At 59.8% G+C, this 23,870-nt stretch carries 19 protein-coding genes; 12 read left to right on the forward strand and 7 right to left on the reverse strand.

The window, feature by feature from the left end:
* Positions 1 to 122 precede the first annotated feature (122 nt).
* The 4 genes from ACM6IK_RS14075 to ACM6IK_RS14090 all read right to left on the reverse strand — a co-directional run bounded on the left by ACM6IK_RS14075 (position 123) and on the right by ACM6IK_RS14090 (position 5,841).
* The gene (locus ACM6IK_RS14075; protein ID WP_218431071.1) at positions 123 to 1,166 is read right to left on the reverse strand and encodes an ABC transporter substrate-binding protein; all 1,044 of its coding nucleotides are present in this window, start codon (positions 1,164 to 1,166) and stop codon (positions 123 to 125) included.
* A 48-nt stretch (positions 1,167 to 1,214) separates the two neighbouring features.
* Positions 1,215 to 2,339: an ABC transporter ATP-binding protein gene (locus tag ACM6IK_RS14080; RefSeq protein ID WP_046039490.1), complete on the reverse strand. Its 1,125-nt coding sequence runs from the start codon at positions 2,337 to 2,339 to the stop codon at positions 1,215 to 1,217.
* A gap of 350 nt (positions 2,340 to 2,689) precedes the next feature.
* Positions 2,690 to 3,319, reverse strand: a complete 630-nt coding sequence (locus ACM6IK_RS14085) for a response regulator transcription factor (protein ID WP_008051638.1) — start codon at positions 3,317 to 3,319, stop codon at positions 2,690 to 2,692.
* A 125-nt stretch (positions 3,320 to 3,444) separates the two neighbouring features.
* Entirely contained in the window at positions 3,445 to 5,841 is a 2,397-nt protein-coding gene (locus ACM6IK_RS14090) for a PAS domain S-box protein (RefSeq protein ID WP_414874822.1), read from the reverse strand.
* A 73-nt stretch (positions 5,842 to 5,914) separates the two neighbouring features.
* Between ACM6IK_RS14090 and ACM6IK_RS14095 the strand changes: the two genes are divergently transcribed.
* A complete protein-coding gene (locus ACM6IK_RS14095; RefSeq protein ID WP_414874823.1) occupies positions 5,915 to 6,904 on the forward strand; it encodes an alpha/beta hydrolase family protein in 990 nt (329 codons plus the stop codon).
* 138 nt (positions 6,905 to 7,042) lie between these two features.
* Here the strand turns inward: ACM6IK_RS14095 and ACM6IK_RS14100 are convergent, their stop codons facing one another.
* From ACM6IK_RS14100 to ACM6IK_RS14110, 3 genes are read right to left on the reverse strand one after another with little or no spacing between them, the layout of a single operon-like run.
* Positions 7,043 to 7,810: a TerB family tellurite resistance protein gene (locus tag ACM6IK_RS14100; protein ID WP_414874824.1), complete on the reverse strand. Its 768-nt coding sequence runs from the start codon at positions 7,808 to 7,810 to the stop codon at positions 7,043 to 7,045.
* 1 nt (position 7,811) lies between these two features.
* Complete coding sequence (gene murU, locus ACM6IK_RS14105) at positions 7,812 to 8,483, reverse strand: N-acetylmuramate alpha-1-phosphate uridylyltransferase MurU (protein ID WP_414874825.1); 672 nt, start codon at positions 8,481 to 8,483, stop codon at positions 7,812 to 7,814.
* Positions 8,480 to 9,499, reverse strand: coding sequence for an aminoglycoside phosphotransferase family protein (locus ACM6IK_RS14110; protein ID WP_414874826.1), 1,020 nt, complete (start codon positions 9,497 to 9,499; stop codon positions 8,480 to 8,482). The genes murU and ACM6IK_RS14110 overlap by 4 nt, the downstream gene beginning before the upstream one ends.
* Positions 9,500 to 9,629: 130 nt before the next feature.
* Between ACM6IK_RS14110 and ACM6IK_RS14115 the strand changes: the two genes are divergently transcribed.
* The 11 genes from ACM6IK_RS14115 (at position 9,630) to ACM6IK_RS14165 (ending at position 23,813) form a co-directional block, all read left to right on the forward strand.
* Positions 9,630 to 12,428 (forward strand): LPS-assembly protein LptD, encoded by a 2,799-nt coding sequence (locus tag ACM6IK_RS14115; protein WP_414874827.1) that lies wholly within the window; start codon positions 9,630 to 9,632, stop codon positions 12,426 to 12,428.
* Positions 12,409 to 13,725 carry a peptidylprolyl isomerase SurA gene (surA, locus tag ACM6IK_RS14120; RefSeq protein WP_414874828.1) on the forward strand — a complete coding sequence of 439 codons (1,317 nt, stop codon included), beginning with the start codon at positions 12,409 to 12,411 and terminating at the stop codon, positions 13,723 to 13,725. The genes ACM6IK_RS14115 and surA overlap by 20 nt, the downstream gene beginning before the upstream one ends.
* Positions 13,722 to 14,711, forward strand: a complete 990-nt coding sequence (pdxA, locus tag ACM6IK_RS14125; protein ID WP_108216901.1) for a 4-hydroxythreonine-4-phosphate dehydrogenase PdxA — start codon at positions 13,722 to 13,724, stop codon at positions 14,709 to 14,711. Before surA ends, pdxA begins: the two co-directional genes overlap by 4 nt.
* Positions 14,708 to 15,526, forward strand: a complete 819-nt coding sequence (gene rsmA, locus ACM6IK_RS14130) for a 16S rRNA (adenine(1518)-N(6)/adenine(1519)-N(6))-dimethyltransferase RsmA (protein WP_414874829.1) — start codon at positions 14,708 to 14,710, stop codon at positions 15,524 to 15,526. Before pdxA ends, rsmA begins: the two co-directional genes overlap by 4 nt.
* 115 nt (positions 15,527 to 15,641) lie before the next feature.
* Positions 15,642 to 16,022, forward strand: a complete 381-nt coding sequence (apaG, locus tag ACM6IK_RS14135; RefSeq protein ID WP_223456948.1) for a Co2+/Mg2+ efflux protein ApaG — start codon at positions 15,642 to 15,644, stop codon at positions 16,020 to 16,022.
* Positions 16,022 to 16,903, forward strand: a complete 882-nt coding sequence (locus tag ACM6IK_RS14140; RefSeq protein WP_414874830.1) for a symmetrical bis(5'-nucleosyl)-tetraphosphatase — start codon at positions 16,022 to 16,024, stop codon at positions 16,901 to 16,903. Before apaG ends, ACM6IK_RS14140 begins: the two co-directional genes overlap by 1 nt.
* A gap of 33 nt (positions 16,904 to 16,936) precedes the next feature.
* Entirely contained in the window at positions 16,937 to 17,266 is a 330-nt protein-coding gene (glpE, locus tag ACM6IK_RS14145; RefSeq protein WP_414874831.1) for a thiosulfate sulfurtransferase GlpE, read from the forward strand.
* Positions 17,267 to 17,563: 297 nt separating this feature from the next.
* Positions 17,564 to 19,486, forward strand: coding sequence for a PrkA family serine protein kinase (locus tag ACM6IK_RS14150; protein WP_108216905.1), 1,923 nt, complete (start codon positions 17,564 to 17,566; stop codon positions 19,484 to 19,486).
* Between the two features lie 203 nt (positions 19,487 to 19,689).
* Positions 19,690 to 20,961, forward strand: a complete 1,272-nt coding sequence (locus ACM6IK_RS14155; RefSeq protein WP_277532370.1) for a YeaH/YhbH family protein — start codon at positions 19,690 to 19,692, stop codon at positions 20,959 to 20,961.
* Positions 20,958 to 22,520: a SpoVR family protein gene (locus ACM6IK_RS14160; RefSeq protein ID WP_414874832.1), complete on the forward strand. Its 1,563-nt coding sequence runs from the start codon at positions 20,958 to 20,960 to the stop codon at positions 22,518 to 22,520. The genes ACM6IK_RS14155 and ACM6IK_RS14160 overlap by 4 nt, the downstream gene beginning before the upstream one ends.
* A 63-nt stretch (positions 22,521 to 22,583) precedes the next feature.
* Positions 22,584 to 23,813, forward strand: coding sequence for a multifunctional CCA addition/repair protein (locus tag ACM6IK_RS14165; RefSeq protein ID WP_414874833.1), 1,230 nt, complete (start codon positions 22,584 to 22,586; stop codon positions 23,811 to 23,813).
* The last annotated feature ends 57 nt before the right edge of the window (positions 23,814 to 23,870 follow it).

A 23,870-nucleotide genomic window follows, 5' to 3' on the forward strand; every position in this document is an offset into this window, starting at 1 on the left:
ACACCGCAACCTGTGGGAGCGAGCTTGCTCGCGATGAGGCCATCACATTCAATATCCATGTTGACTGACCCACCGCTTTCGCGAGCAAGCTCGCTCCTACAGCGTAAGCCCGCGGTGCGGTCTTACTTGGCAGCCCAGGAATTGAAGCGCTGCTCCAGTTGCTCGCCGTTGTCAGCCCAGAAGCTGACGTCGATCTGCACCTGGTTGGCGATATTTTCCGGGGTGGTCGGCATGTCTTTCAGGACATCCTTGGACAGCAACGGTACGGCTTGGGTGTTGGCCGGGCCGTAGGCGATGTTTTCCGAGTAGGTCTTCTGCTGCTGTGGCATCACCGAGTAAGCGATGAACTTCTTCGCCGCTTCGGCCCGTGCCTTGTCCAGACCTTTCGGAATGGCCCATGCGTCGAAGTCGTAGATACCGCCGTTCCACACGACTTTCAGGTTGCTTTCTTTCTGCACGGCAGCGATACGACCGTTGTAGGCCGAGCTCATGACCACGTCTCCGGAAGCGAGATATTGCGGCGGTTGTGCGCCGGCTTCCCACCACTGGATGTTCGGCTTGAGTTCATCGAGCTTCTTGAATGCGCGGTCCTGACCGTCTTTACCGGCCAGCACTTTGTAGACGTCTTTCGGCGCAACGCCGTCGGCCATCAGTGCGAATTCCAGTGTGTACTTGGCGCCTTTACGCAAGCCACGCTTGCCCGGGAACTGCTTGGTGTCCCAGAAATCCACCCAACTGGTCGGTGCGGTTTTCAGTTTATCGGCGTTGTAGGCCAGCACGGTCGACCACACGAAGAAACCCACGCCGCACGGCTGGATGGCGCCCTTGACGTAGTCTTCGGTCTTGCCGAACAACTTCGGATCGAGCTGCTCGAACATGTCTTCGTCGCAACCACGGGACAGCTCCGGCGACTCAACCTCTACCAGATCCCAGGACACGCTTTTGGTGTCGACCATGGCCTTGACCTTGGCCATTTCGCCGTTGTACTCGCCGGCCACGATCTTGCCGTTTCCTGCCGCTTCCCACGGTGCGTAGAAGGCTTTGACCTGAGCCGCCTTGTTCGCCCCGCCAAAGGACACCACGGTCAGGTCCGGGCCGGCCGCCATTGCGTGTGCCGCGCCCATCATGCCCAGTGCCAAAGCGGTGAATTTCAGGGATCTCAACATTTATTGTTCTCTCCACGTGCAGGGTTGGTGTTGGTGTTGCCGGGGCGATCAATGCGCCTCTAAAAGAGGGTCGAGCGCGCGAACGTGCTCGACCTGCCAGCCAAGCGGTACCACGTCGCCGACGGCGAGCGAGGGATCAAGCTCGGCAATCGGTTGTTTCACGAAGAAGTCGGTCTTGCCGCAGACTTCCATGCGAACCCGGACGTGGTCGCCCAGATAGATGAATTCCTCGACTCGCCCGGAGAAGCGATTGACGCATTGGTCGCTGGAGCCATTGAGACTCACGCGCTCCGGACGAATGGACAGGGTCACAGGCTCGCCGGTCTGGCCGACGTTGACCGCCAGGGCCTCCACCTTTTCGCCGCGTCCGAGTTCGACAATGCAACGGTCGCCGGTTTGACTGTGCAGGCGACCATTGAGGCGGTTGTTCTCGCCGATGAAGTTGGCGACGAAGGTATTCTTCGGCTCTTCGTAGAGGGTGCGCGGCGGCGCGATCTGCTGGATTTCGCCCTGGTGGAACACCGCCACACGGTCGGACATGGTCAGGGCTTCGCCCTGATCGTGGGTCACGTAGACCACGGTGACGCCCAGGCGCTGGTGCAGGTGCTTGATCTCCATCTGCATGTGTTCACGCAGCTGCTTGTCGAGTGCGCCGAGGGGCTCGTCCATCAGCACCAGTTGCGGCTCGAACACCAGCGCCCGGGCCAATGCCACACGCTGTTGCTGACCGCCGGAAAGCTGCGCCGGGTAGCGCTGGGCGAAGGCGTCGAGCTGGACCATGCTCAGGACCCGCTTGACCCGGGCGCTGACGTCACTCTTGTTCATGCCGCGCACGGTCAGCGGGAACGCCAGGTTCTCGGCCACCGTCATGTGCGGGAACAACGCGTAGTTCTGGAACACCATGCCGATGTCGCGCTTGTGCGGCGGCACGTTGTTGATGGCGCGCCCGGCCAACAGGATTTCGCCCGCGGTCGGCGTTTCGAAGCCGGCGAGCATCATCAGGCTGGTGGTCTTGCCGGAGCCGGACGGCCCGAGCAAGGTGAGGAATTCGCCTTTGCGAATGTCCAGGTTGAGGTCTTTGACGATCAGGTTCTCGCCGTCGTAGCTCTTCTGCACTCCACGAAAGCTGACCAGAACATCATTGGCCCCTGCACTTGAATCGACCTGGCTCATACCCACACCTTTGTTATTGATGACTGCTGTGGGACTAAGCCTAGTGGACGCTGGGGGCCGCGCAAATCGGGGGGCAAGAGAGATTGGGCTCAGCCGGATGGAAGGTTCGGGGTAGGGATTGCCCTACAAGGATGGCGGGAATGGATAGGGCAGCAGCACGCTTCCAGCTGCAAGCCGCAAGAACTGGCAAAGTCACTGCAAAAACATGTCGCTTTTGGATATGCCGATAATCGATGGAGAGCCCTGTGGGAGCGAGCTTGCTCGCGATGGCAGCGCTACATTCAATATCAATGCTGACTGACCCGCCGCTATCGCGAGCAAGCTCGCTCCCACAGGTACAGCTGTGTGCTTTAGAGGAGCTTGTGTTCCATCGCGTACTTCACCAGTTCCGCCAGCGAGGTGATGTTGAGCTTTTGCATCAGCCGCGCCTTGTGGGTGCTGATGGTCTTGCTGCTCAGCGCCAGTTGCTGGGCGATGTCGTTGACGTTGGCACCCTGGGCCAGGCGTTCGAACACGGAAAATTCGCGCTCGGAGAGCAACGAGTGCAACGGACGCGAGTCGGTCAGGCCGACCTCGAAGACCATGCGGTCGGCCAGTTCCGGGTCGATATAACGCCCGCCTGACGCCACTTTGCGAATCGCCGTCAGTAACAGTGCCGGGTCGCTGTCCTTGGTTGCATAACCGGCGGCCCCGACCTTCAGCGCCCGGGCGGCCATCTGCGCTTCGTCGTGCATCGACAACACCAGGATCGCTGGCGGATTATTCAGGGCGCGAATCCGCGGAATCGCTTCCAGACCGTTGACGCCTGGCATGGAGATGTCCAGCAACACCACTTCGCAGGGCACATGACGCAAGGTGTCGAGCAACTGCTCGCCATTGCTCGCCTCCCCCACCACCAGCAAATCCTTGGCCAGGCCAATCAGCTGCTTGATGCCTTCACGGACGATGGTGTGGTCTTCGGCTACCAGTACACGGATCACGTTCTTCTCCAGATTCAAGATCTATCGCGAGCAGGCTCGCTCCCACAGGGGCTTTATGAACACCTCAGACCCAATGTGGGAGCGAGCCTGCTCGCGAAAGCGTCAGCACAGACACCACAAATTCTTCAGGCATCGTCCAGAGGCACGCGCACTTCTAATGTCGTACCCTCACCCGGTTCACTCTCCAGCGACAACTCGCCGCCCAGAATCAACACCCGCTCGCGCATGCCGACGATCCCAAAGGATGTTGGCCTGCCTGGCGCGGCGACAAATCCCACGCCATCATCGCTGACCGTCAGACACAACTCGTCACCTTCCAGCGCCAGCGTCAGTTCAACAGTATGCGCCTGGGCGTGGCGCATGACATTGGTCAGCGCTTCCTGAAGGATCCGGAACAGGCCGATAGCCTTGGCGTCGCTGAGCACTGGCAAATTGTCTGGCACCTGCACCAGACACGGGATCTGCGTGCGCGCCTCGAATCGGCGGGCCTGCCACTCAATGGCCGAGGCGATGCCAGCGTCGAGGATCGGCGGTCGCAATGCCGTGGCCACATCGCGGACCAACTGAAACAACTGAGCGATCAAGCGCTTCATGCTGTTCAAGCGCTCGTTCAGACCCGGATCAAGCTGCGCGTAAGCCAGTTCGCACATGGAGGTTTCCAGCTTGAGCACGGTCAGCATCTGACCCAGCTCATCGTGAACTTCCCGGGCGATACGCGCCTTTTCTTCTTCGCGCACGCTTTCCAGGTGCGCAGACAACTCACGCAGTTGTTCCCGGGAGCTGGCCAGTTCAAGTTCGATGCGCTTGCTCTCGCTGATGTCCCAGACGATGCCGTCCCAGACATACGTGCCGTCTTCCAGCCGGCGGGTGATGGCCTTGATTTCCGCCCAGCGCTGTTCGCCCTGGCGCGTAAGAATTCGGCCTTGCCACGACCAGTCGCTGTCGGTATCCAGCGCATGATCCTGGGTCTGGTGATAGCTGGCCCTGTCATCCGGATGCACGAGGCTGCGCAGGCCTTTGTCGCGATGCGCCAGCGTGGCCGGCGAGTAACCCACCAGGCTTTCGCTGCCTTCGCTGATGTAGGCAAAGTCGATCTGACCGGTCACCGGCGCCCGCTCCAGGCGGAATACCAGCCCCGGAACATTGGCGGCGATGCCTTGCAGCCGCGCCTCACTTTCCTGCAAAGCGGCCAGGGCGCGGCGCCGCTCGGTAACGTCGTTGAGGTAAACCACCAGGTATTCGCCATCGCGAAAGCGCAGAAAACTCAACGAGACATCGGTCGGCAGAATGCTCCCGTCGGCGCGCACGCAGTTGGTTTCGAAGCTTTGCGGGCCGTCTTCACTGGCCCTGGCGCGCTTCCACAGGTTCAGCCAGCGGTCCATGTGCAGGCCGGGTTCGAAATCGATCAAGGGCCGATCAATGATCCCGCCAGCCGGATAGCCAAGCATGCTTTCCGCCGCGCGGTTGGCGTAGCGCACGTGGCTGTCCCAGTTGACCCAGAGGATACCGACAGTGCTTTGATCGATGGAAAACTGGGTGAGCCGCAACGCCTCTTCGCTGGCGGCGCGCAAGGCAATGTCTTCCTGCGCGGCCATCAAGCGTTGTTCCAGGCTGTGCTGCTGGCGACGCTGCCAGAACACGATAGCCATGCAACTCAACGCCAGCACAGCCAGCAACAGGCAGAGGTTTTGCCAGAACCCCGGAGACTCGGTGAGCCGCGGATATTTGGGTTGCAGCCATTGATTGTGCAATTGCTCCAGATCCTTGGCCGGGATCGCCCGCAATGCACTTTCGACGATGCCCGCCAGTTCCGGCTTGTCGCGGCGCGTGGCCACTCGCAGCAGCTGCGGCAGGCCGACATCCCCGACCACCACCAACCCGGCGAACTCCGGCTCGACGGACAGTCGGCCCAATTGCGCCTCATCAACCACCGCATAACCCGCCTGCTGGCCAGTCAGTAATTGCAATGCCTGACGCTCCATCGGGACGCCTTGCAGATTCAGGTGCGGATAGTTGCTACGCAGGTAGTCGGCGATGGCGCTGGGCATGCGCACGGCGACGCGGGTCTGGCTGTCGAGCTTTTCCAGTTCGACAGCGCCGGCGCTTTTCTGGTCGCTGACCACCAGTTGCGGCACTCGCATGTAAGGGTCGGAAAACTGCCAGAGGCGCAATCCGCCAGGGGTTTGGGTCAGCCCTGGGGCGATGTCGATTTCGCCCTCGCGTGCAGCCGCCTCCAGTTGTTCAAGGTCGGGAAAGTTGCGCCAGCTCAGTTCGACGTTGAGGGTCTTTGCCAGCCACTTCATCAAGTCGACATTCACCCCGGACAGGCGCTGCAAGCGGCGATCATATTGCGCATAGGGCGCCTGCAACACCACGCCGACCCGCAACTCGACCTGCTGCGCCAGCCAGTGCTGTTGTTTCGGGGTCAGTTGGGCAACGTGCTCCGAGGGCATGGCCGCCGCCCAACCCATCAAGGGAAACCACAAACAGCCGATAACCCACAGGCAGCGTAAACGCATCATTGAACTCTCACACACTGACAAATACTGACCAACCCATTAGGCTGCCGGAACAACTTCTGGCCTGGAATATCCAATGCCCCCTGTCTACCGCCTGGCACTGCCAGCATTGTGCCTGTCGCTGATCCTGCCATGCGCTTTTTCCGTCGAGGCGGCCGACCCGGCGCCTGCAGCAGCAGAAAAAACCGCCGAAGAAAAACCACTCGAACGTCAGCCGATGCCTGAGCGTAGTCAGGAAGAAACGACTGCACTTGAGCGAAAAATCCCGGCTCAGGAACAGCAACAACTGCAAGCGGGCACCGACACGTTTCTGGCCTTGTGGAAACCGGCCAATACCCCCGACCCCAAAGGCGTGGTGATTATTATCCCCGGTGCCGGCGAAACCGTTGACTGGCCGCAAGCGGTTGGCCCTTTGCGGCGCAAACTACCGGACGCCGAGTGGAGCAGCCTGAGTATCACCTTGCCGGACCTGCAAAGCGATGCCATTGCGCCACGAATCGTGGAAGCAGCGCCGGCTCCCAAGCCCCCCGAAACCGGCAGCAAAGACTCGACCACCGCGGCCCCCATTGAACAGGTGGCCGGTGGCGAGGCCGATGTGGCCGACAAGGTCATCGCCGAAACCACTGAGGAGCAGTCCAAGGCCGATGCCGAGCGCATCTTCGCCCGGATCGACGCCGCACTCGCCTTCGCCGAACAGCAAAGCGTCCGCAGTATCGTGGTGTTGGGGCATGGTTCCGGCGCCTATTGGGCCGCGCGCTACCTGAGCGAGAAGCAGCCATCGCAGGTCGAAAAGCTGGTGATGGTTGCTGCCCGGACACCGGTAGTGGCAACGCCCGGGTTGGCGGAGCTGACCCCGACCCTGAAACTGCCGATCGCAGATATTTACTACAACGACAAAGCGCCAGATCGCAACGCAGCACTGGAACGCCTGCAGGCCAGCAAGCGTTTGAAGTCATCGGCATTCAGCCAGGTCGCGCTCAAGGCGTTGCCGGATACCAGGGCCGAACAGGAGCAACTGTTCCGGCGAGTGCGGGGTTGGTTGAATCCGCAGCCTGCGACAGACTGAAAGACTGTGTCGCCTTCATCGCGAGCAAGCTCGCTCCCACAGGATTAACGTCGAACACAATTTTTGTTATCGACACAAAACCTGTGGGAGCGAGCTTGCTCGCGATAGCGGTATCACTGGCGAGGCAAACCTTCCGGACTAACGAAAATCCCGCCGCTCCCGAATCAGCGTGTAGGCGTTATGCAGCTCACGCGTTCTCTCGGTAGCCTCACGAACCTGCATCGCCGTTGCGCCACTGCCGGCAATCTTGTCCGGATGATGGCGGCTGAGCAGGCGTCGATAGGCACGCTTGATCTGCGCCGGCTCAGTGGTGGACGACACCCCCAAAAGCCTCAAGGCGTCCTCATAACTTGGCACGCTGTTGGTCAGGGGTCGCTTCTGCGGCTCATAGTCGTGGGCCAGCGCTTGCACCTGGCGTGGCGTCCAGCCCAGCCACTGGCCCCATTGGCCGATCAACTCACGTTCACGGCGGCCGGCACGACCATCGGCCCACACCATTCGCCAGCAGGCGCGCAACACGCCTTCCGCCGCATAGGGCTGGGCACTCAGGCGACGCAGATAACCGCGTAGCCGATCGCGGCCCGATTTGCCGCGATTGAACGCGGCAATCGCACGACGCCGGGCCGGCTCGGACATGTCCAGCGCGCGCATTTCCGCTCGGGCCTGATCGATGTGCCCAGCCACCACCTGGCCATCGCACTTGGCCAGGCGCCCCAACAGGACAAACAGCAATTCATCGTTACGCAGCACCGGGCGACCGCCCAGCTTTTCCCGCAAATGTCCCCAGCTCTGCAGGTGCAAGCGCCGGTCCAGCGCCTGCCCCAACAACGCGCCGAGCAAGGCCCCCGGAATACTGGCTATGGCAAAGCCTGCTCCGGCTCCAATCAGAGTCCCTGGCCACAACATGTCAGCGGCTCGCTTCGATTAATGTTTCAACTTCGGCCAGACGCTCATGAGTGCCGACATCGACCCAGTGCCCTCTCAATTGCTCGCCGGTCACCTGCCCCTCAGCCATGGCCTTGCGCAACAACGGCGCGAGCTTGAAGGCCCCCGCGGTGCAACCGTCGAACAACTGCGGATGCAACACGGCGATGCCGCTGTAAGTCAGGGTGGCTGATTCCGGCTGACCGTCGCGCACCTGGGTTCCGACCAGGCTGAAGTCCCCGGCCGGATGATGGGGCGGGTTGCTGGCCAGTACCAGGTGCGCCAGGCCGTTGATGGGCTGATGCAGCACACTGAAGTCGTAATCGGTCCAGATGTCGCCATTGACCACCACAAACGCTTCATCCCCCAGCAACGGCAATGCGCGGAAAATCCCGCCGCCGGTTTCCAGGGGCTCACCTTCCGCGGAGTACTGAATGCTCACGCCATAGCGCGATCCATCGCCCAGGTAGTCTTCGATCTGCCGACCAAGCCAGGCGTGATTGATCACGATGTCGGTGAACCCGGCCGCGGCCAGTGCTCGCAGGTGATATTCGATCAGCGGCACGCCGCCTGCACGAACCAGCGGTTTTGGCGTGGTCAGGGTCAGCGGGCGCATGCGCTCGCCTTTGCCCGCTGCCAGAATCATTGCCTTCATGCTTTCACTCCGGCGCGCAGGCTGGCCAGCAACACATCCAGCTCGGCCAGTTCAGGGCGGCGAGCGATCACCGCTTCTATGTACGCAAAGAAACGTGGCACATCGCCCAGATATCGCGGTTTGCCGTCGCGATGGCAGATGCGCGCAAAAATACCGATGACTTTCAGGTGACGTTGCACCCCCATCAAGTCGCTGGCACGCAGAAAATCCTCGAACTCGGGCTGAACCGGAATACCGAGGGCGCCCGCTTGCTGCCAGTAGCTTTCGAGCCAGCCGTGAACCCGTTCTTGCGGCCAGCTGAGAAATGCATCCTTGAACAGGCAGGTCACGTCGTAGGTCACCGGGCCATACACCGCATCCTGGAAATCCAGCACACCGGGATTGGGCTCGCTGAGCATCAGATTGCGCGGCATGTAGTCGCGATGCACCAGGACTTTTGGCTGTGCCAGGGCGCTGTCGATCAACAGTTCGCTGACCTGCTGCCAGAGCACTTGCTGCGCCGCGTCGAATTCGATGCCCAATTCACGCTTCACGTACCACTCGGGGAACAGTTCCAGCTCACGACGCAGCAAGGCCACGTCATAGCTCGGCAATGGTGCAATCATCGGCAACTGCTGGAAGGCCAGCAATGCTTGCAGGGCATCGTTGAACAAATTGTCGGCGTTTTCGCTGTCGATGACGTCCAGATAGGTCTTGTTGCCCAAGTCATTGAGCAAAAGAAAACCGCGCTCGAGATCTTCGGCATAAATTTTCGGCACATTTATTCCGGATTTCGCCAGCAAAAAGGCGATATCCACGAAGGGTTTACAGTTTTCCTGAGGTGGCGGCGCGTCCATCACGATGAAACTTTTGTCACCTCCTTCCCAGCGAAAATACCGCCGGAAACTTGCGTCGCTGCTGGCCGCAGTCAACGTGGACGGGGGGACGGCGCCCCAACGTTGCTCGGCAAAAAAGGTCGCCAATTGTTCATCGAGCCAAACTTTCAGGTGTTGCAAGCGTACATCTTGATCAGGCATTGCAAGGGTCTCCGACGGCGCTAGCCGTCAAGCGGGTCATGCTTTATTATCCAGCATCTTTTTCAGACCATCGAGAGGCGTGCGGCCCACACCGCGGGCAGATGGCACGCAGGAAGCCCGGACTAATAAGATGGCATTGAAATCCCCCGCGTTTCGTAAAAAATTTCCGTTGTTGGTTACCGGCAGTTTGCTGGCGCTGCAACCCCTTGCCACTTCCTATGTGGTCGCCGCGGAACAGTTTGACTGTTCAGTCTCTGCTTCGGGTTCCTGGGACTGTGCGCCAAAGGCGCCGGCGGCGGCTTTGCCACCGCGTCCCGTTCATGACGGCAGCGCAGTTTCCGCCACCGGCGAAGCCCCGGCCGAGAGCGGTTCCAGCGAAGACGCTGGCGCCAAGCCGGTGCTGGTCACCGAATCCAAAGGCCGTGGCCTGAAGTCGCGTAGCGCAGACTACAGTCACCTCGACTGGGTTCCCCGCGAGCAGCTCACCGCCGCACAATTGGCCGAAACCGGCCCTTATTGCTCTGGTTCCTATATCGAACCGATTCGTCCTGGCATGGATGACAAGACGAATAAAAGTGACGCTCCAACCTTTATCGGCGCAAAAGCCTCCCGCTATAAGCAGGATGAGCAGGTCGCGACCCTGGCCGGCGACGTTGTCATGCGCCAGGGCAGCATGCAGGTCGAAGCCGACGAAGCCAACCTGTACCAGGCCGAGAGCCGTGGCGACCTGAACGGCAACGTGCGCATTCGCGACAACGGCGCGCTGATCGTCGGCGACCACGCCGACGTGCAGCTCGACACCGGTGAAGCCAAGGTCGACAACGCCGAATACGTGATGCACAAATCCCGCATCCGCGGTAATGCGCTGTACGCCAAACGTGCCGAGAACGCGATCATCCGCCTCAAGGATGGTACGTACACCACGTGCGAACCGAACAGCAACGCCTGGCAGCTCAAGGGCAACAACATCACCCTGAACCCGGCCACCGGCTTCGGTACGGCGACCAACGTGACGCTGCGGGTCAAGGACATTCCGGTTCTGTACACGCCGTACATCTATTTCCCGATCGACGACCGTCGCCAGTCCGGTTTCCTGCCGCCGACCATTGGCACCGGCAGCGATACCGGCTTCATGCTGGTCACCCCGTACTACTTCAACCTGGCGCCGAACTACGATGCCACGTTGTACCCGCGCTACATGGAAAAGCACGGCTTGTTGATGGAAGGCGAATTCCGCTACCTGACCAAGTCCAGCGAAGGCCAGTTCGGTGCGGCGTACCTCAACGACGAAAGCGACGAGCGCGACAAGCAGTCAGACGCCGAAAAAACCCGCTACATGTACAACTGGCAGCACAAGGGCGGTCTCGACTCGCGAGTGCTGACGCAAGTCGACTACACCAAGATCAGCGATCCGTATTACTTCCAGGATCTGCAGACCGACCAGATTGGCGTGAAAAGCAGTGACTACGTGAACCAACAGGGTTCCGTGACCTATCGTGGCGACAGCTATTCCGCTCGCTTGAACGCCCAGGCATACGAACTGGCGAGCGTGTCGAACATTACGCCGTACGACCGCCTGCCGCAGCTCACGCTCGACGGCATGCTGCCTTATCATCCAGAAGGCCTGGACTTCACGTACAACACTGAACTCGTGCGGTTTGACCGGGATCTGCAGAACGGAACATACTTCGATGAAGACGGTGTTGGCTCTCCCCGTCTCGATACCAACGTTCAAGGTCTGGCTCGCGCCAATGGCGACCGCCTGAATCTCGCGCCTGCCATGAGCCTGCCGATGAACACGACGTACGGTTTCCTGACACCGAAGCTCAAGTACCAGTACACCCAGTACCAACTGGATCTGGACAGCACTGGCAAAGGTCAGATTGCCAGTCAGACCGCAGAACAGGACAAGCTCCTGGGAACGTTTGACAGCAACCAGAATCGCGGCGTGCCGATCGCCAGCATCGACAGCGGCCTGTACTTCGATCGCAATACCCAGTATTTCGGCAAGAACTATCGCCAGACCCTCGAACCGCGCCTGTTCTACCTGTACGTACCTGAGGTCGACCAGGAAGACATCCCGGTATTCGATACCACCGAATACACCTTCAATTATGCGTCGCTGTTCCGTGACAACCGTTTCTCCGGCTCCGACCGTGTCGGCGACGAGAACAAACTGTCCCTGGGCGTGACCAGCCGCTGGATCGAAGACAACGGTTTCGAGCGTCAACGCATCAGTGTTGGCCAGGCCTTATACTTCAAGGACCGCGAAGTTCAGTTGCCGGGGATCGATGCAAAAACCCGCGCCGATGCCCATTCCAGCGTTTCGCCGTACGCACTGGAATACGAATATCGCTGGAACCGCGACTGGCGCACCACAGCCGACTACAACTGGGACCCGGACAGCCGCAGCCCTCGCTCGGGCAGCGCGATGTTCCACTACCAGCCTGAAGACAATCCGAACAAGATCGTCAACTTCGGCTACCGCTATCGCAATGACCAGGTCCGTTACGACCAGAACACCGGTAAATGGACTGTGGGCGGTGGCGACTACGGCACCCCTGGCCAGCCTGGCTACGTGAAGGATTACTACAAGATCGAACAACACGACTTCTCGGTGATCTGGCCGATCGTGCCGCAATGGAGCGCTATCAGCCGCTGGCAGTATGACTACAACCGTAACCGTACCCTGGATGCATTCGGTGGTTTCGAGTACGACAACTGCTGCTGGAAACTGCGCCTGATCAACCGTTACTTCGTTGATTATGACGAGTTCAGCCAGCAAGCACCGCAAAACGAAAAAGGCGACCATGGCGTCTTCCTCCAAATTGTTCTGAAGGGACTCGGCGGCCTTACCGGCGCCAAGGCAGAGAGTTTCCTCGACAAAGGCATTCAAGGTTATCGTGAACGTGAAGACCAAGCTTTCTGATTGTCTGCGCCCGCTGATGCTGGGCGCGCTGCTCCTGAGTACGGCGGCCAGCGCCGCCGTACAGTCCATCGACAAGGTGGTGGCCATCGTCGACAACGACGTGGTCATGCAGAGCCAACTGGACCAGCGCGTTCATGACGTTCAGCAAACCATTGCCAAGCGTGGTTCTGCCGTGCCGCCGGCCAGCGTGCTGGAGCAGCAGGTACTTGAGCGCCTGATCGTCGAAAACCTGCAATTGCAGATCGGCGATCGTTCCGGCATCCGCATTACCGATGAAGAGTTGAACCAGGCAGTCGGCACCATCGCCCAGCGCAACAACATGTCGGTCGAGCAGTTCCGCGCCGCCCTGACTCGCGACGGTCTGTCCTACGACGACGCACGTGAGCAGATCCGCCGCGAAATGGTCATCAGCCGCGTGCGCCAGCGTCGGGTTGCCGAGCGCATTCAGGTCTCCGAGCAGGAAGTGAAGAACTTCCTGGCGTCCGACCTGGGCAAAATGCAGCTGTCCGAAGAGTTCCACCTGGCCAATATCCTGATTCCTACGCCGGAAAGCGCCAACTCCGATGCGATTCAGAATGCAGCCAAACAGGCCGATGCGATTTACCAGCAGCTCAAGCAGGGCGCTGACTTCGGTCAGTTGGCCATCGCCAAATCTGCCAGCGAAACCGCACTGGAAGGTGGCGACATGGGCTGGCGTAAAGCCGCTCAATTGCCTCCGCCGTTCGATCGCCTGCTGAGCACCATGCCGGTAGGTGATGTCACCCAGCCAATGCGCACGCCAGGCGGCTTCATCATCCTGAAGATTCTCGGCAAGCGTGGCGGCGAGACCCAGATGCGCGATGAAGTGCATGTGCGCCACATCCTGGTTAAACCGAGCCCGATCCGCGACGAAGCGAAGACCAAGGCCCTGGCCGAGTCGCTCTACAGCCGTATCGAGGCTGGCGAAGATTTCGGCGAGCTGGCGAAAAGCTACTCGGAAGACCCGGGTTCCGCCCTCAACGGTGGCGACCTGAACTGGGTCGACCCGAACGCGCTGGTACCCGAGTTCCGTGCGGTGATGGCCAAGACCCCGCAAGGTCAACTGTCCAGGCCGTTCCAGACTCAATACGGCTGGCACGTCCTGGAAGTCCTTGGGCGCCGCGCCACCGACAGCACCACACAGGCTCGCGAGCAGCAAGCAATGACCGTTTTGCGTAACCGCAAATACGACGAAGAGCTGCAAACCTGGCTGCGTCAGATCCGTGACGAAGCGTACGTGGAAATCAAACTCCCTGGCGCCGACCAGGCAGCCCAGTGAAACCCCAACGTTTCGCGCTGACACCCGGTGAACCAGCCGGCATAGGTCCCGACCTGTGCCTGCTGCTCGCCTCGCAAGCCCAGCCCTACCCCCTGATTGCCATTACCAGCCGCGACCTGCTCACTGAGCGGGCCGCGCAACTGGGCGTGGCTGTCGACTTGCTGCCGGTAAAACCGGACAACTGGCCGGATGCACCCGCGCCCGCCAACAGCCTGTATGTCTGGGATACACCGCTCAATGCCAAGGTCGTCACCGGGCAACTGGACAAGGCCAACGCTGCCTTCGTTCTGGAAACCCTGACCCGGGCCGGCCAGGGCTGCCTGAGCGGGGATTTTGCCGGCATGATCACCGCTCCGGTGCACAAAGGCGTGATCAACGAATCCGGCATCGCCTTTTCCGGGCACACGGAATTCCTCGCCGACCTGACCCACACCGCACAAGTGGTGATGATGCTGGCCACACGTGGCTTGCGCGTGGCCCTGGTGACCACTCACCTGCCCCTTCGCGAGATTGCCGATGCAATCACACCGGAGCGCCTGGAACGCGTCACGCGAATCCTGCACGCCGACCTGCAAAACAAATTCGGCATCGCCCAGCCACGTATCCTGGTCTGCGGGCTCAATCCCCATGCCGGCGAAGGCGGACACCTGGGCCATGAAGAAATCGATATCATCGAACCCACATTAGAGCGCTTGCGCGGCGAGGGCATGGACCTTCGCGGCCCCCTGCCCGCCGACACTCTGTTTACCCCCAAATATCTGGAGCACTGCGATGCGGTGCTGGCGATGTACCACGACCAGGGCCTGCCGGTGCTGAAGTACAAAGGCTTCGGCGCAGCAGTCAACGTGACCCTCGGCTTGCCGATCATCCGCACCTCGGTCGACCACGGCACTGCCCTGGACTTGGCCGGTAGCGGCAAGATCGACACCGGCAGCCTGCAAGTCGCCCTGGAAACCGCCTACCAGATGGCCGAGACCCGCTTATGACCGAGCAATACCAACACAAGGCGCGCAAACGCTTTGGCCAGAACTTCCTGCACGATGCCGGCGTTATCGACCGTATCCTGCGTTCCATTCATGCCAAGGCAGAAGACCGCCTGCTGGAAATCGGCCCGGGCCAGGGCGCACTGACCCAAGGCCTGCTCAGCAGCGGCGCGCAACTCGACGTGGTGGAACTGGACAAGGACCTGATCCCGATACTCAACCAGCAGTTTGCCGGCAAGAGCAATTTCAATCTGCATCAGGGCGATGCACTGAAGTTCGACTTCAACAGCCTTAATGCTGCGCCAGGGAGCCTGCGAGTGGTCGGCAACCTGCCGTACAACATCTCCACGCCGCTGATTTTTCACCTGCTGCACAACTCGCACCTGATCCGCGACATGCACTTCATGCTGCAAAAGGAAGTGGTCGAGCGTCTGGCTGCCGGCCCTGGTGGAGGTGACTGGGGCCGCCTGTCGATCATGGTTCAGTACCACTGCCGGGTCGAGCACCTGTTCAACGTTGGCCCCGGGGCATTCAACCCGCCACCGAAAGTCGACTCAGCCATCGTGCGCCTCGTACCCCACGCGGTGCTGCCGCACCCGGCCAAGGATCACCGCTTGCTGGAGCGCGTCGTGCGCGAAGCTTTCAACCAGCGCCGTAAAACCCTGCGTAACACCCTCAAGCTGCTGCTGAGCAATGCTGAAATCGAAGCCGCCGGCGTCGATGGCAGCCTGCGTCCCGAGCAACTCGACCTGGCCGCCTTCGTGCGCCTGGCCGACAAGCTCGGCGAGCAAGCGCCACAAAAGCCTGTCACTGACTGACCGGCGATGAGCGCTATCGGGTAGGACGCCACTCTGGTCTACTACCCGATACTTGGCCTAGACTGAACTCCATCAGCTACGCCCCGCGTCCTGCTTCGTTTTTAAGGCCCCTTGCATGTCCGATCCTCGTTATCAGGTCGACGTCAGCGTCGTCACCCGCTATCTGGCAGAACAATCGCAACCCGAGCACGACCGCTTTGCCTTCGCCTACACCATCACCGTGCAAAACAATGGCCAGTTGCCTGCCAAACTGCTTTCACGGCACTGGGTCATCACCGATGGTAACGGGCATGTCGAAGAAGTGCGCGGCGCAGGCGTGGTAGGTCAGCAGCCGTTGATCGACCCTGGCAAGAGCCACACCTACAGCAGCGGCACGGTCATGACCACCAAGGTCGGCACCATGCAAGGCACCTATCAGATGCTTTCCGATGACGGCAAACATTTCGATGCCATCATCGCGCCCTTCCGCCTGGCGGTGCCCGGAGCCCTGCACTGATGGCGACGTACGCTGTCGGTGACCTGCAGGGCTGCCTTCAAGCCCTGCAATGCCTGCTCAAACAAGTGGCGTTCGACCCACAACGGGATCGTCTGTGGCTGGTGGGCGACCTGGTCAACCGCGGCCCGCAGTCTCTGGAAACCTTGCGCTTTCTCTACAGCATTCGCGAATCGCTGGTGTGCGTGCTCGGCAACCACGACCTGCACCTGCTGGCGGCCGGACGCAACATCGAACGCCTGAAGAAAGCCGATACCCTGCGCGAGATCGTTGAAGCACCGGATTGCGCCGAACTGCTCGAGTGGCTGCGCCAGCAAAAGCTCATGCACTACGACGAACAGCGCAACGTTGCACTGGTCCATGCCGGCATTCCCCCCCAGTGGTCGCTGCGCAAAGCCTTGAAGTTGGCTGCCGAAGTCGAGACCGCATTGCGTGACGACAACCTGTTGCCGCCTTACCTCGATGGCATGTACGGCAACGATCCGGCGAAATGGGACAACGACCTCAAAGGCGTGACGCGCCTGCGGGTGATCACCAACTATTTCACCCGTATGCGTTTTTGCACCGCCGACGGCAAACTCGACCTCAAGAGCAAGGAAGGCCTCGATACCGCACCAGCTGGCTACAAGCCCTGGTTCCAGCACAAGGAACGCAAGACCAGGGATGTGAAAATCATCTTCGGTCACTGGGCCGCACTGGAAGGCAAGTGCAACGAACCGGGTATTTCGGCCCTCGACACCGGTTGCGTCTGGGGCGGCGCCCTGACCCTGATGAACGTCGACAGCGGTGAGCGCCTGTCCTGCAAATGCGACGAACACGGTCATGCCGTGCCGCCAGTCGCCTCGTTCATTCCCCAAATATCGCCAGCCAGCGCCCCGCGCTAGACTGCCCATTCAGCCGAGCCACAGGAGCCCGCCATGAGCGAATTCAAACGTATCCCCCCGGAACAGGCCCAGGCCCTGCGCGAACAAGGCGCAGTGGTGGTCGACGTCCGCGACCCGGCCACTTTTGCCGCCCTGCACATCGCAGGCTCGAAGCATCTGGACAACCATTCCCTGCACGCTTTCATCCAGGGTGCCGACCTCGACGCACCGACCGTGGTGGTCTGTTATCACGGCAATTCCAGCCAGGGCGCGGCCGCCTACCTGATCAGCCAGGGCTTCTCCGACGTCTACAGCATGGATGGCGGATTTGAATTGTGGCGTACGACCTATCCTGCGGAAACGACGCAAGGCACCCCCGAATAATTTTTTTGTAACGTTGCAGGCCCCGGCTCCCGCGGGCTGGCGCGGTGGCAGACGAACGGTCTGCCACAAACAATTACGCATCTTGCCTTTCCCTGCCGAATTCCCAACTATCCTTAAGCGCAGGCCATCCAAAACAGGGGAGAGCCGGTACACCGGCGCACGGATCATCGGGAGTAGCTTTCGGGGCGGTAAGCCTTGAGGGAGTTCTGGGGGGTAAACAGCAACCGCCTGTTCGGTTGCTGCCAGCATCGACTGAGTGATCCGGCGTCGGCTCCACGTATCGAGCGAGGTGACGTCATGAGTATCTTTAGCCACTTCCAACAACGCTTCGAGTCCACGCGCCAGGAAGAACTCTCTCTGCAAGAGTACCTGGAGCTGTGCAAAAAAGACCGCAGCGCCTATGTTTCCGCCGCCGAGCGTCTACTGCTGGCCATCGGAGAACCGGAGCTGCTCGACACCTCGACCAACTCGAGACTGTCGCGAATTTTTTCCAACAAGGTGATCCGCCGCTATCCGGCCTTTGAAGACTTCCACGGGATGGAAGAATGCATCGACCAGATCGTGTCGTATTTCCGCCACGCTGCTCAGGGCCTGGAAGAGAAGAAACAGATCCTCTACCTGCTCGGCCCCGTCGGTGGCGGTAAATCGTCGCTGGCCGAAAAGCTCAAGCAACTGATGGAAAAAATACCCTTCTATGCGATCAAGGGCTCGCCGGTTTTCGAGTCGCCCCTGGGTCTGTTCAACGCCACCGAAGATGGCGCGATCCTCGAGGAAGACTTCGGCATTCCACGGCGCTATCTCAATACCATCATGTCGCCATGGGCCACCAAACGCCTGGCCGAATTCGGTGGCGACATCAGCCAGTTCCGCGTGGTCAAACTCTATCCGTCGATCCTCAACCAGATCGCCGTGGCCAAGACCGAACCGGGCGATGAAAACAACCAGGACATCTCGGCACTGGTGGGCAAGGTCGATATCCGCAAACTGGAGGAATTCCCACAGAACGACGCCGATGCCTACAGCTACTCGGGCGCACTGTGCCGGTCCAACCAGGGCCTGATGGAGTTCGTCGAAATGTTCAAGGCACCGATCAAGGTGCTGCACCCATTGCTGACGGCTACCCAGGAAGGCAACTACAACAGCACCGAAGGTCTTGGTGCGATTCCGTTCACCGGGATCCTGCTGGCCCACTCCAACGAATCGGAATGGCACACCTTCCGCAACAACAAGAACAACGAAGCCTTCATCGACCGGATCTACATCGTCAAAGTGCCGTACTGCCTGCGGGTCAGCGACGAAGTGAAGATCTACGACAAGCTGCTGTTCAACAGCTCGCTGGCCAAGGCCCATTGCGCGCCGGATACCCTGAAGATGCTGGCCCAGTTCACCGTGCTCTCGCGCCTCAAGGAGCCGGAAAACTCCAACATCTACTCGAAGATGCGCGTGTACGACGGCGAGAACCTAAAGGATACCGATCCGAAAGCCAAGTCGATCCAGGAATACCGTGACAACGCCGGTGTCGACGAGGGCATGAACGGTCTTTCCACCCGTTTCGCGTTCAAGATCCTGTCGAAGGTGTTCAACTTCGATCCGCACGAAATTGCCGCCAACCCGGTGCATTTGCTCTACGTGCTGGAACAACAGATCGAACAGGAACAGTTCCAGGCGGAGACCCGCGAACGCTATCTGCGCTTCCTCAAGGAGTACCTGGCACCGCGCTATATCGAATTCATCGGCAAGGAGATCCAGACCGCCTACCTCGAGTCCTACAGCGAGTACGGCCAGAACATCTTCGATCGCTATGTGCTGTACGCCGACTTCTGGATCCAGGACCAGGAATACCGGGACCCGGAAACCGGCGAGATCCTCAACCGCGTAGCGTTGAACGAAGAACTGGAGAAAATCGAGAAGCCGGCCGGCATCAGCAATCCAAAGGATTTCCGCAACGAAATCGTCAACTTCGTCCTGCGTGCCCGGGCCAACAACAACGGCAAGAACCCGACCTGGCTCAGCTACGAAAAACTGCGGGTGGTCATCGAGAAGAAAATGTTCTCCAACACCGAGGACCTGTTGCCAGTCATCAGCTTCAACGCCAAGGCCAGCAAAGAGGACCAGCAAAAACACAACGACTTCGTCACACGGATGGTCGAGCGGGGCTACACCGACAAACAGGTGCGACTGCTGTCCGAGTGGTACCTGCGGGTCAGAAAATCACAATAACCCGCTGCCGGTCAGACCGGTTGTCGTCAGCCAGAGACCTGTGTGGGCTTTTCTGTTACACAGGCCTCTGGGAGGTGTTCGAAAGTCGGTAGCGAGTTCAGGCAGCATCCAAAGCGCTTGGGGGAGCGTTCAATATCCCTCGGCTCTCGGTTCGATGCTGTATCACCGCTCGCCCCTTTCAGGACAGCTTCTAAGGAGCAGTCATGAGCTATGTGATCGACCGACGTCTCAATGGCAAGAACAAGAGCACGGTGAACCGTCAGCGGTTTCTGCGGCGCTACCGTGACCACATCAAAAAGGCTGTCGAAGAGGCGGTCAGCCGGCGCTCCATTACCGATATGGAACACGGCGAACAAATCAGCATTCCCGGCCGCGACATCGACGAGCCGGTGCTCCACCACGGTCGCGGCGGCAAGCAAACGATCGTGCACCCGGGCAACAAGGAATTCACCAGCGGTGAACATATCGCCCGCCCACCGGGAGGCGGCGGTGGTCGAGGCCCCGGCAAGGCCGGCAATTCCGGCGAAGGGATGGACGAATTCGTCTTCCAGATCACCCAGGAAGAGTTCCTCGAATTCATGTTCGAGGATCTCGAACTGCCCAATCTGGTCAAGCGCAATCTGACCGGCACCGATACCTTCAAGACCGTGCGGGCCGGGATCAGCAACGAGGGCAACCCGTCGCGGATCAACATCATTCGCACCCTGCGTTCAGCCCACGCCCGGCGAATCGCCCTGTCCGGCAGCAGCCGGGCAAAACTGCGCGAAGCCAAGGAAGAGCTTCTGCGAATCAAACAGGAAGAACCAGACAACTTCGGCGATATTCAGAAAATAGAAGCTGAAATCGAAAAGCTCAGCGCGCGCATTCACCGCATACCGTTTCTCGACACATTCGACCTCAAGTACAACCTGCTCATCAAGCAACCCAACCCCAGCTCCAAGGCCGTGATGTTTTGCCTGATGGACGTGTCCGGCTCGATGACCCAGGCAACCAAGGACATCGCCAAGCGCTTCTTTATCCTGCTGTACCTGTTTCTCAAGCGTAACTACGAAAAGATCGACGTCGTGTTCATCCGCCATCACACCAGCGCCCGCGAAGTGGATGAGGAGGAGTTTTTCTACTCCCGGGAAACCGGCGGCACCATCGTCTCCAGCGCACTGAAACTGATGCAGGAGATCATGGCCGAGCGTTATCCGAGCAACGAGTGGAACATCTACGCCGCCCAAGCCTCCGACGGCGACAACTGGAACGATGACTCTCCGATCTGCCGTGACATCCTGATCAACCAGATCATGCCATTCGTGCAGTACTACACTTACGTTGAGATCACCCCGCGCGAACACCAGGCCCTGTGGTTTGAATACGAGCGCATCGCCGAAGCCTTTTCCGACACATTTGCCCAGCAACAACTGGTCTCGGCCGGGGATATCTATCCGGTCTTCCGTGAACTCTTCCAGCGCAGGTTAGTGACATGACCGCCAAAGAGCAGAAACGCCAACCCATTTCCACCGGCTCCGAATGGACGTTCGAGCTGATCCAGGCCTACGACCGCGAAATCAGTCGTATTGCGGCGGGTTACGCACTCGATACGTACCCGAACCAGATCGAAGTGATCACCGCCGAGCAGATGATGGACGCCTACGCTTCCGTCGGTATGCCGCTGGGTTATCACCACTGGTCCTACGGCAAACACTTCCTCAGTACTGAAAAATCCTACACCCGCGGCCAGATGGGGCTAGCGTACGAGATCGTGATCAACTCCGACCCATGCATCGCCTACCTGATGGAAGAGAACACCATCTGTATGCAAGCGCTGGTGGTGGCCCATGCCTGCTACGGGCACAACAGCTTTTTCAAAGGCAACTACCTGTTCCGCACCTGGACCGACGCCAGTTCGATTATCGATTACCTGGTGTTTGCCAAGCAGTACATCATGCAATGCGAAGAACGCCACGGTATCGACGCGGTCGAAGACCTGCTCGACTCCTGCCATGCGCTGATGAACTACGGGGTCGACCGCTACAAACGCCCCTATCCGATTTCCGCCGAGGAAGAACGCCGCCGGCAAAAGGATCGGGAAGAGCATTTGCAGAAGCAGATCAATGACTTGTGGCGCACCATTCCAAAAGGCGCTGACAAGTACAGCGACAAGGACAATGCACGCTTCCCCGCCGAACCGCAGGAAAACATCCTGTACTTCATCGAAAAACACGCTCCGCTACTGGAGCCGTGGCAACGGGAAATCGTGCGGATCGTGCGCAAGATCGCTCAATATTTTTACCCTCAACGCCAGACCCAAGTGATGAACGAAGGCTGGGCCACGTTCTGGCATTACACGCTGATGAATGACCTGTACAACGAAGGCCTGGTCACTGACGGCTTCATGATGGAATTCCTGACATCCCACACCAGCGTGGTCTTTCAGCCGGGCTTCGACAGCCCTTACTACAACGGAATCAACCCCTACACTCTCGGGTTTGCCATGTACCGGGACATCCGGCGCATGTGCGAAGAACCCACCGAGGAAGATCGCCGCTGGTTCCCGGAAATTGCCGGTACCGACTGGCTGTCCAGCATCAAGTTCGCCATGAGCAGCTTCAAGGATGAGAGTTTCATCCTGCAGTACCTGTCGCCGAAGGTGATCCGGGACCTGAAGTTGTTCAGCATTCTCGATGACGACCAAAAGGACGATCTGCTGGTGCCAGCGATCCACGATGAAGAAGGCTACCGCATCATCCGTGAAACACTGGCGGCGCAATACAACCTGGGCAATCGCGAGCCCAACGTGCAGATTTACAGCATCGACCGGCGTGGTGACCGCTCCCTGACCCTGCGCCACCAGCAACACGACCGCAAACCGCTGGGTGATTCCACAGAAGAAGTACTCAAGCACCTGCACCGCCTCTGGGGCTTCGATATTCACCTGGAAACCCTGCAAGGGGATCAGGTGATGAAAACCCACCACGTGCCACCCAGAAGCGAGCACAGCGAAGGCGATTACGGCCGCCTGGACCTGGCCGTCATCCATCTTTGATCCGGTTTGTGCCTCCGAAAGCTCGACGCAACGGTTATCCTGTCGAGCTAACGGAGGTTTTTTATGCGTATTTATAAGGTCGGCGGTGCAGTTCGTGATCGCCTGCTGGGCAAACCGGTCACCGATATCGACTGGGTTGTGGTCGGCGCCACCACCGAAGAAATGCTCGCCAAGGGCTTTCGCCCGGTGGGCGCGGACTTCCCGGTGTTCCTTCATCCAAAAAGCGGTGAGGAATATGCCCTCGCCCGCACCGAACGCAAAAGCGGGCGCGGTTACGGTGGGTTCACTTTTCACGCCAGCCCTGAAGTCACCCTCGAAGAAGACTTGATCCGTCGCGACCTGACCATCAATGCCATGGCCGAAGACGATCAGCAAAACCTGACCGATCCGTACCACGGGCAGCGCGATCTCGAAGCACGCCTGCTTCGCCATGTTTCCCCGGCATTTGCCGAAGATCCACTCCGAGTCCTGCGTGTTGCCCGCTTCGCGGCGCGCTACGCGACGCTGGGTTTTACCGTTGCCCCGGAAACCCTGGAGTTGATGCGTCAACTCAGCGAATCAGGCGAACTTGAGGCGCTGACCCCGGAGCGCAGCTGGAAGGAAATTTCCCGCGCGCTGATGGAAGATCAGCCGCAGGTGTTTGTTGAGGTTTTGCGCGCATGCGGCGCACTCAAGGTACTGATGCCCGAGGTCGAGGCGCTGTTCGGCGTACCACAACCCCCGACCCATCACCCGGAAATCGATACCGGCGCGCACACCCTGAGCGTTTTGCAGCAAGCCGCCATACACAAACAGCCACTGACCGTACGCTGGGCCTGCCTGCTGCACGACTTGGGCAAAGGCCTGACGCCAGAGCAGGAATGGCCGCGACATATTGCCCACGAATTCAAAGGCCTGAAGCTGATCAAAGCGGTCAATGAGCGCTTCAAAGTACCGAGAGACTGCCAGGAACTGGCGCTGCTGGTGGGCGAGTATCACACCCACGGGCATCGCGCCCATGAGCTGAAGCCATCGACATTGCTGGAACTGCTGCAAAGCTTCGACGTTTTCCGTCGACCACAGCGGTTCGAGGAGTTCATCGCGGCATGTGAGATGGATGCGCGCGGGCGCAAAGGGCTGGAAGAAAGAAGTTATCCACAGGCGGATTATTTGCGCGGCGCAGCAACCGCTGCTCGCAGCGTGGCGGTTCAGCCGCTGCTGGAGCAAGGCTTCAAGGGGCCGGAGTTGGGGGAGGCTATCAAGCGCGAGCGACTAAAAGCCTTGAAAGCCTACAAAGAGACCGCGTCGATCTGAAAAGCTTCGCGAGCAGGCTCGCTCCCACAGGTTTACGCAAACCCTGTGGGAGCGAGA

Origin of the sequence: Pseudomonas sp. IT-196MI5 (assembly GCF_949767415.1) — a bacterium.
In the GTDB taxonomy this organism is placed as follows: Bacteria; Pseudomonadota; Gammaproteobacteria; order Pseudomonadales; family Pseudomonadaceae; genus Aquipseudomonas.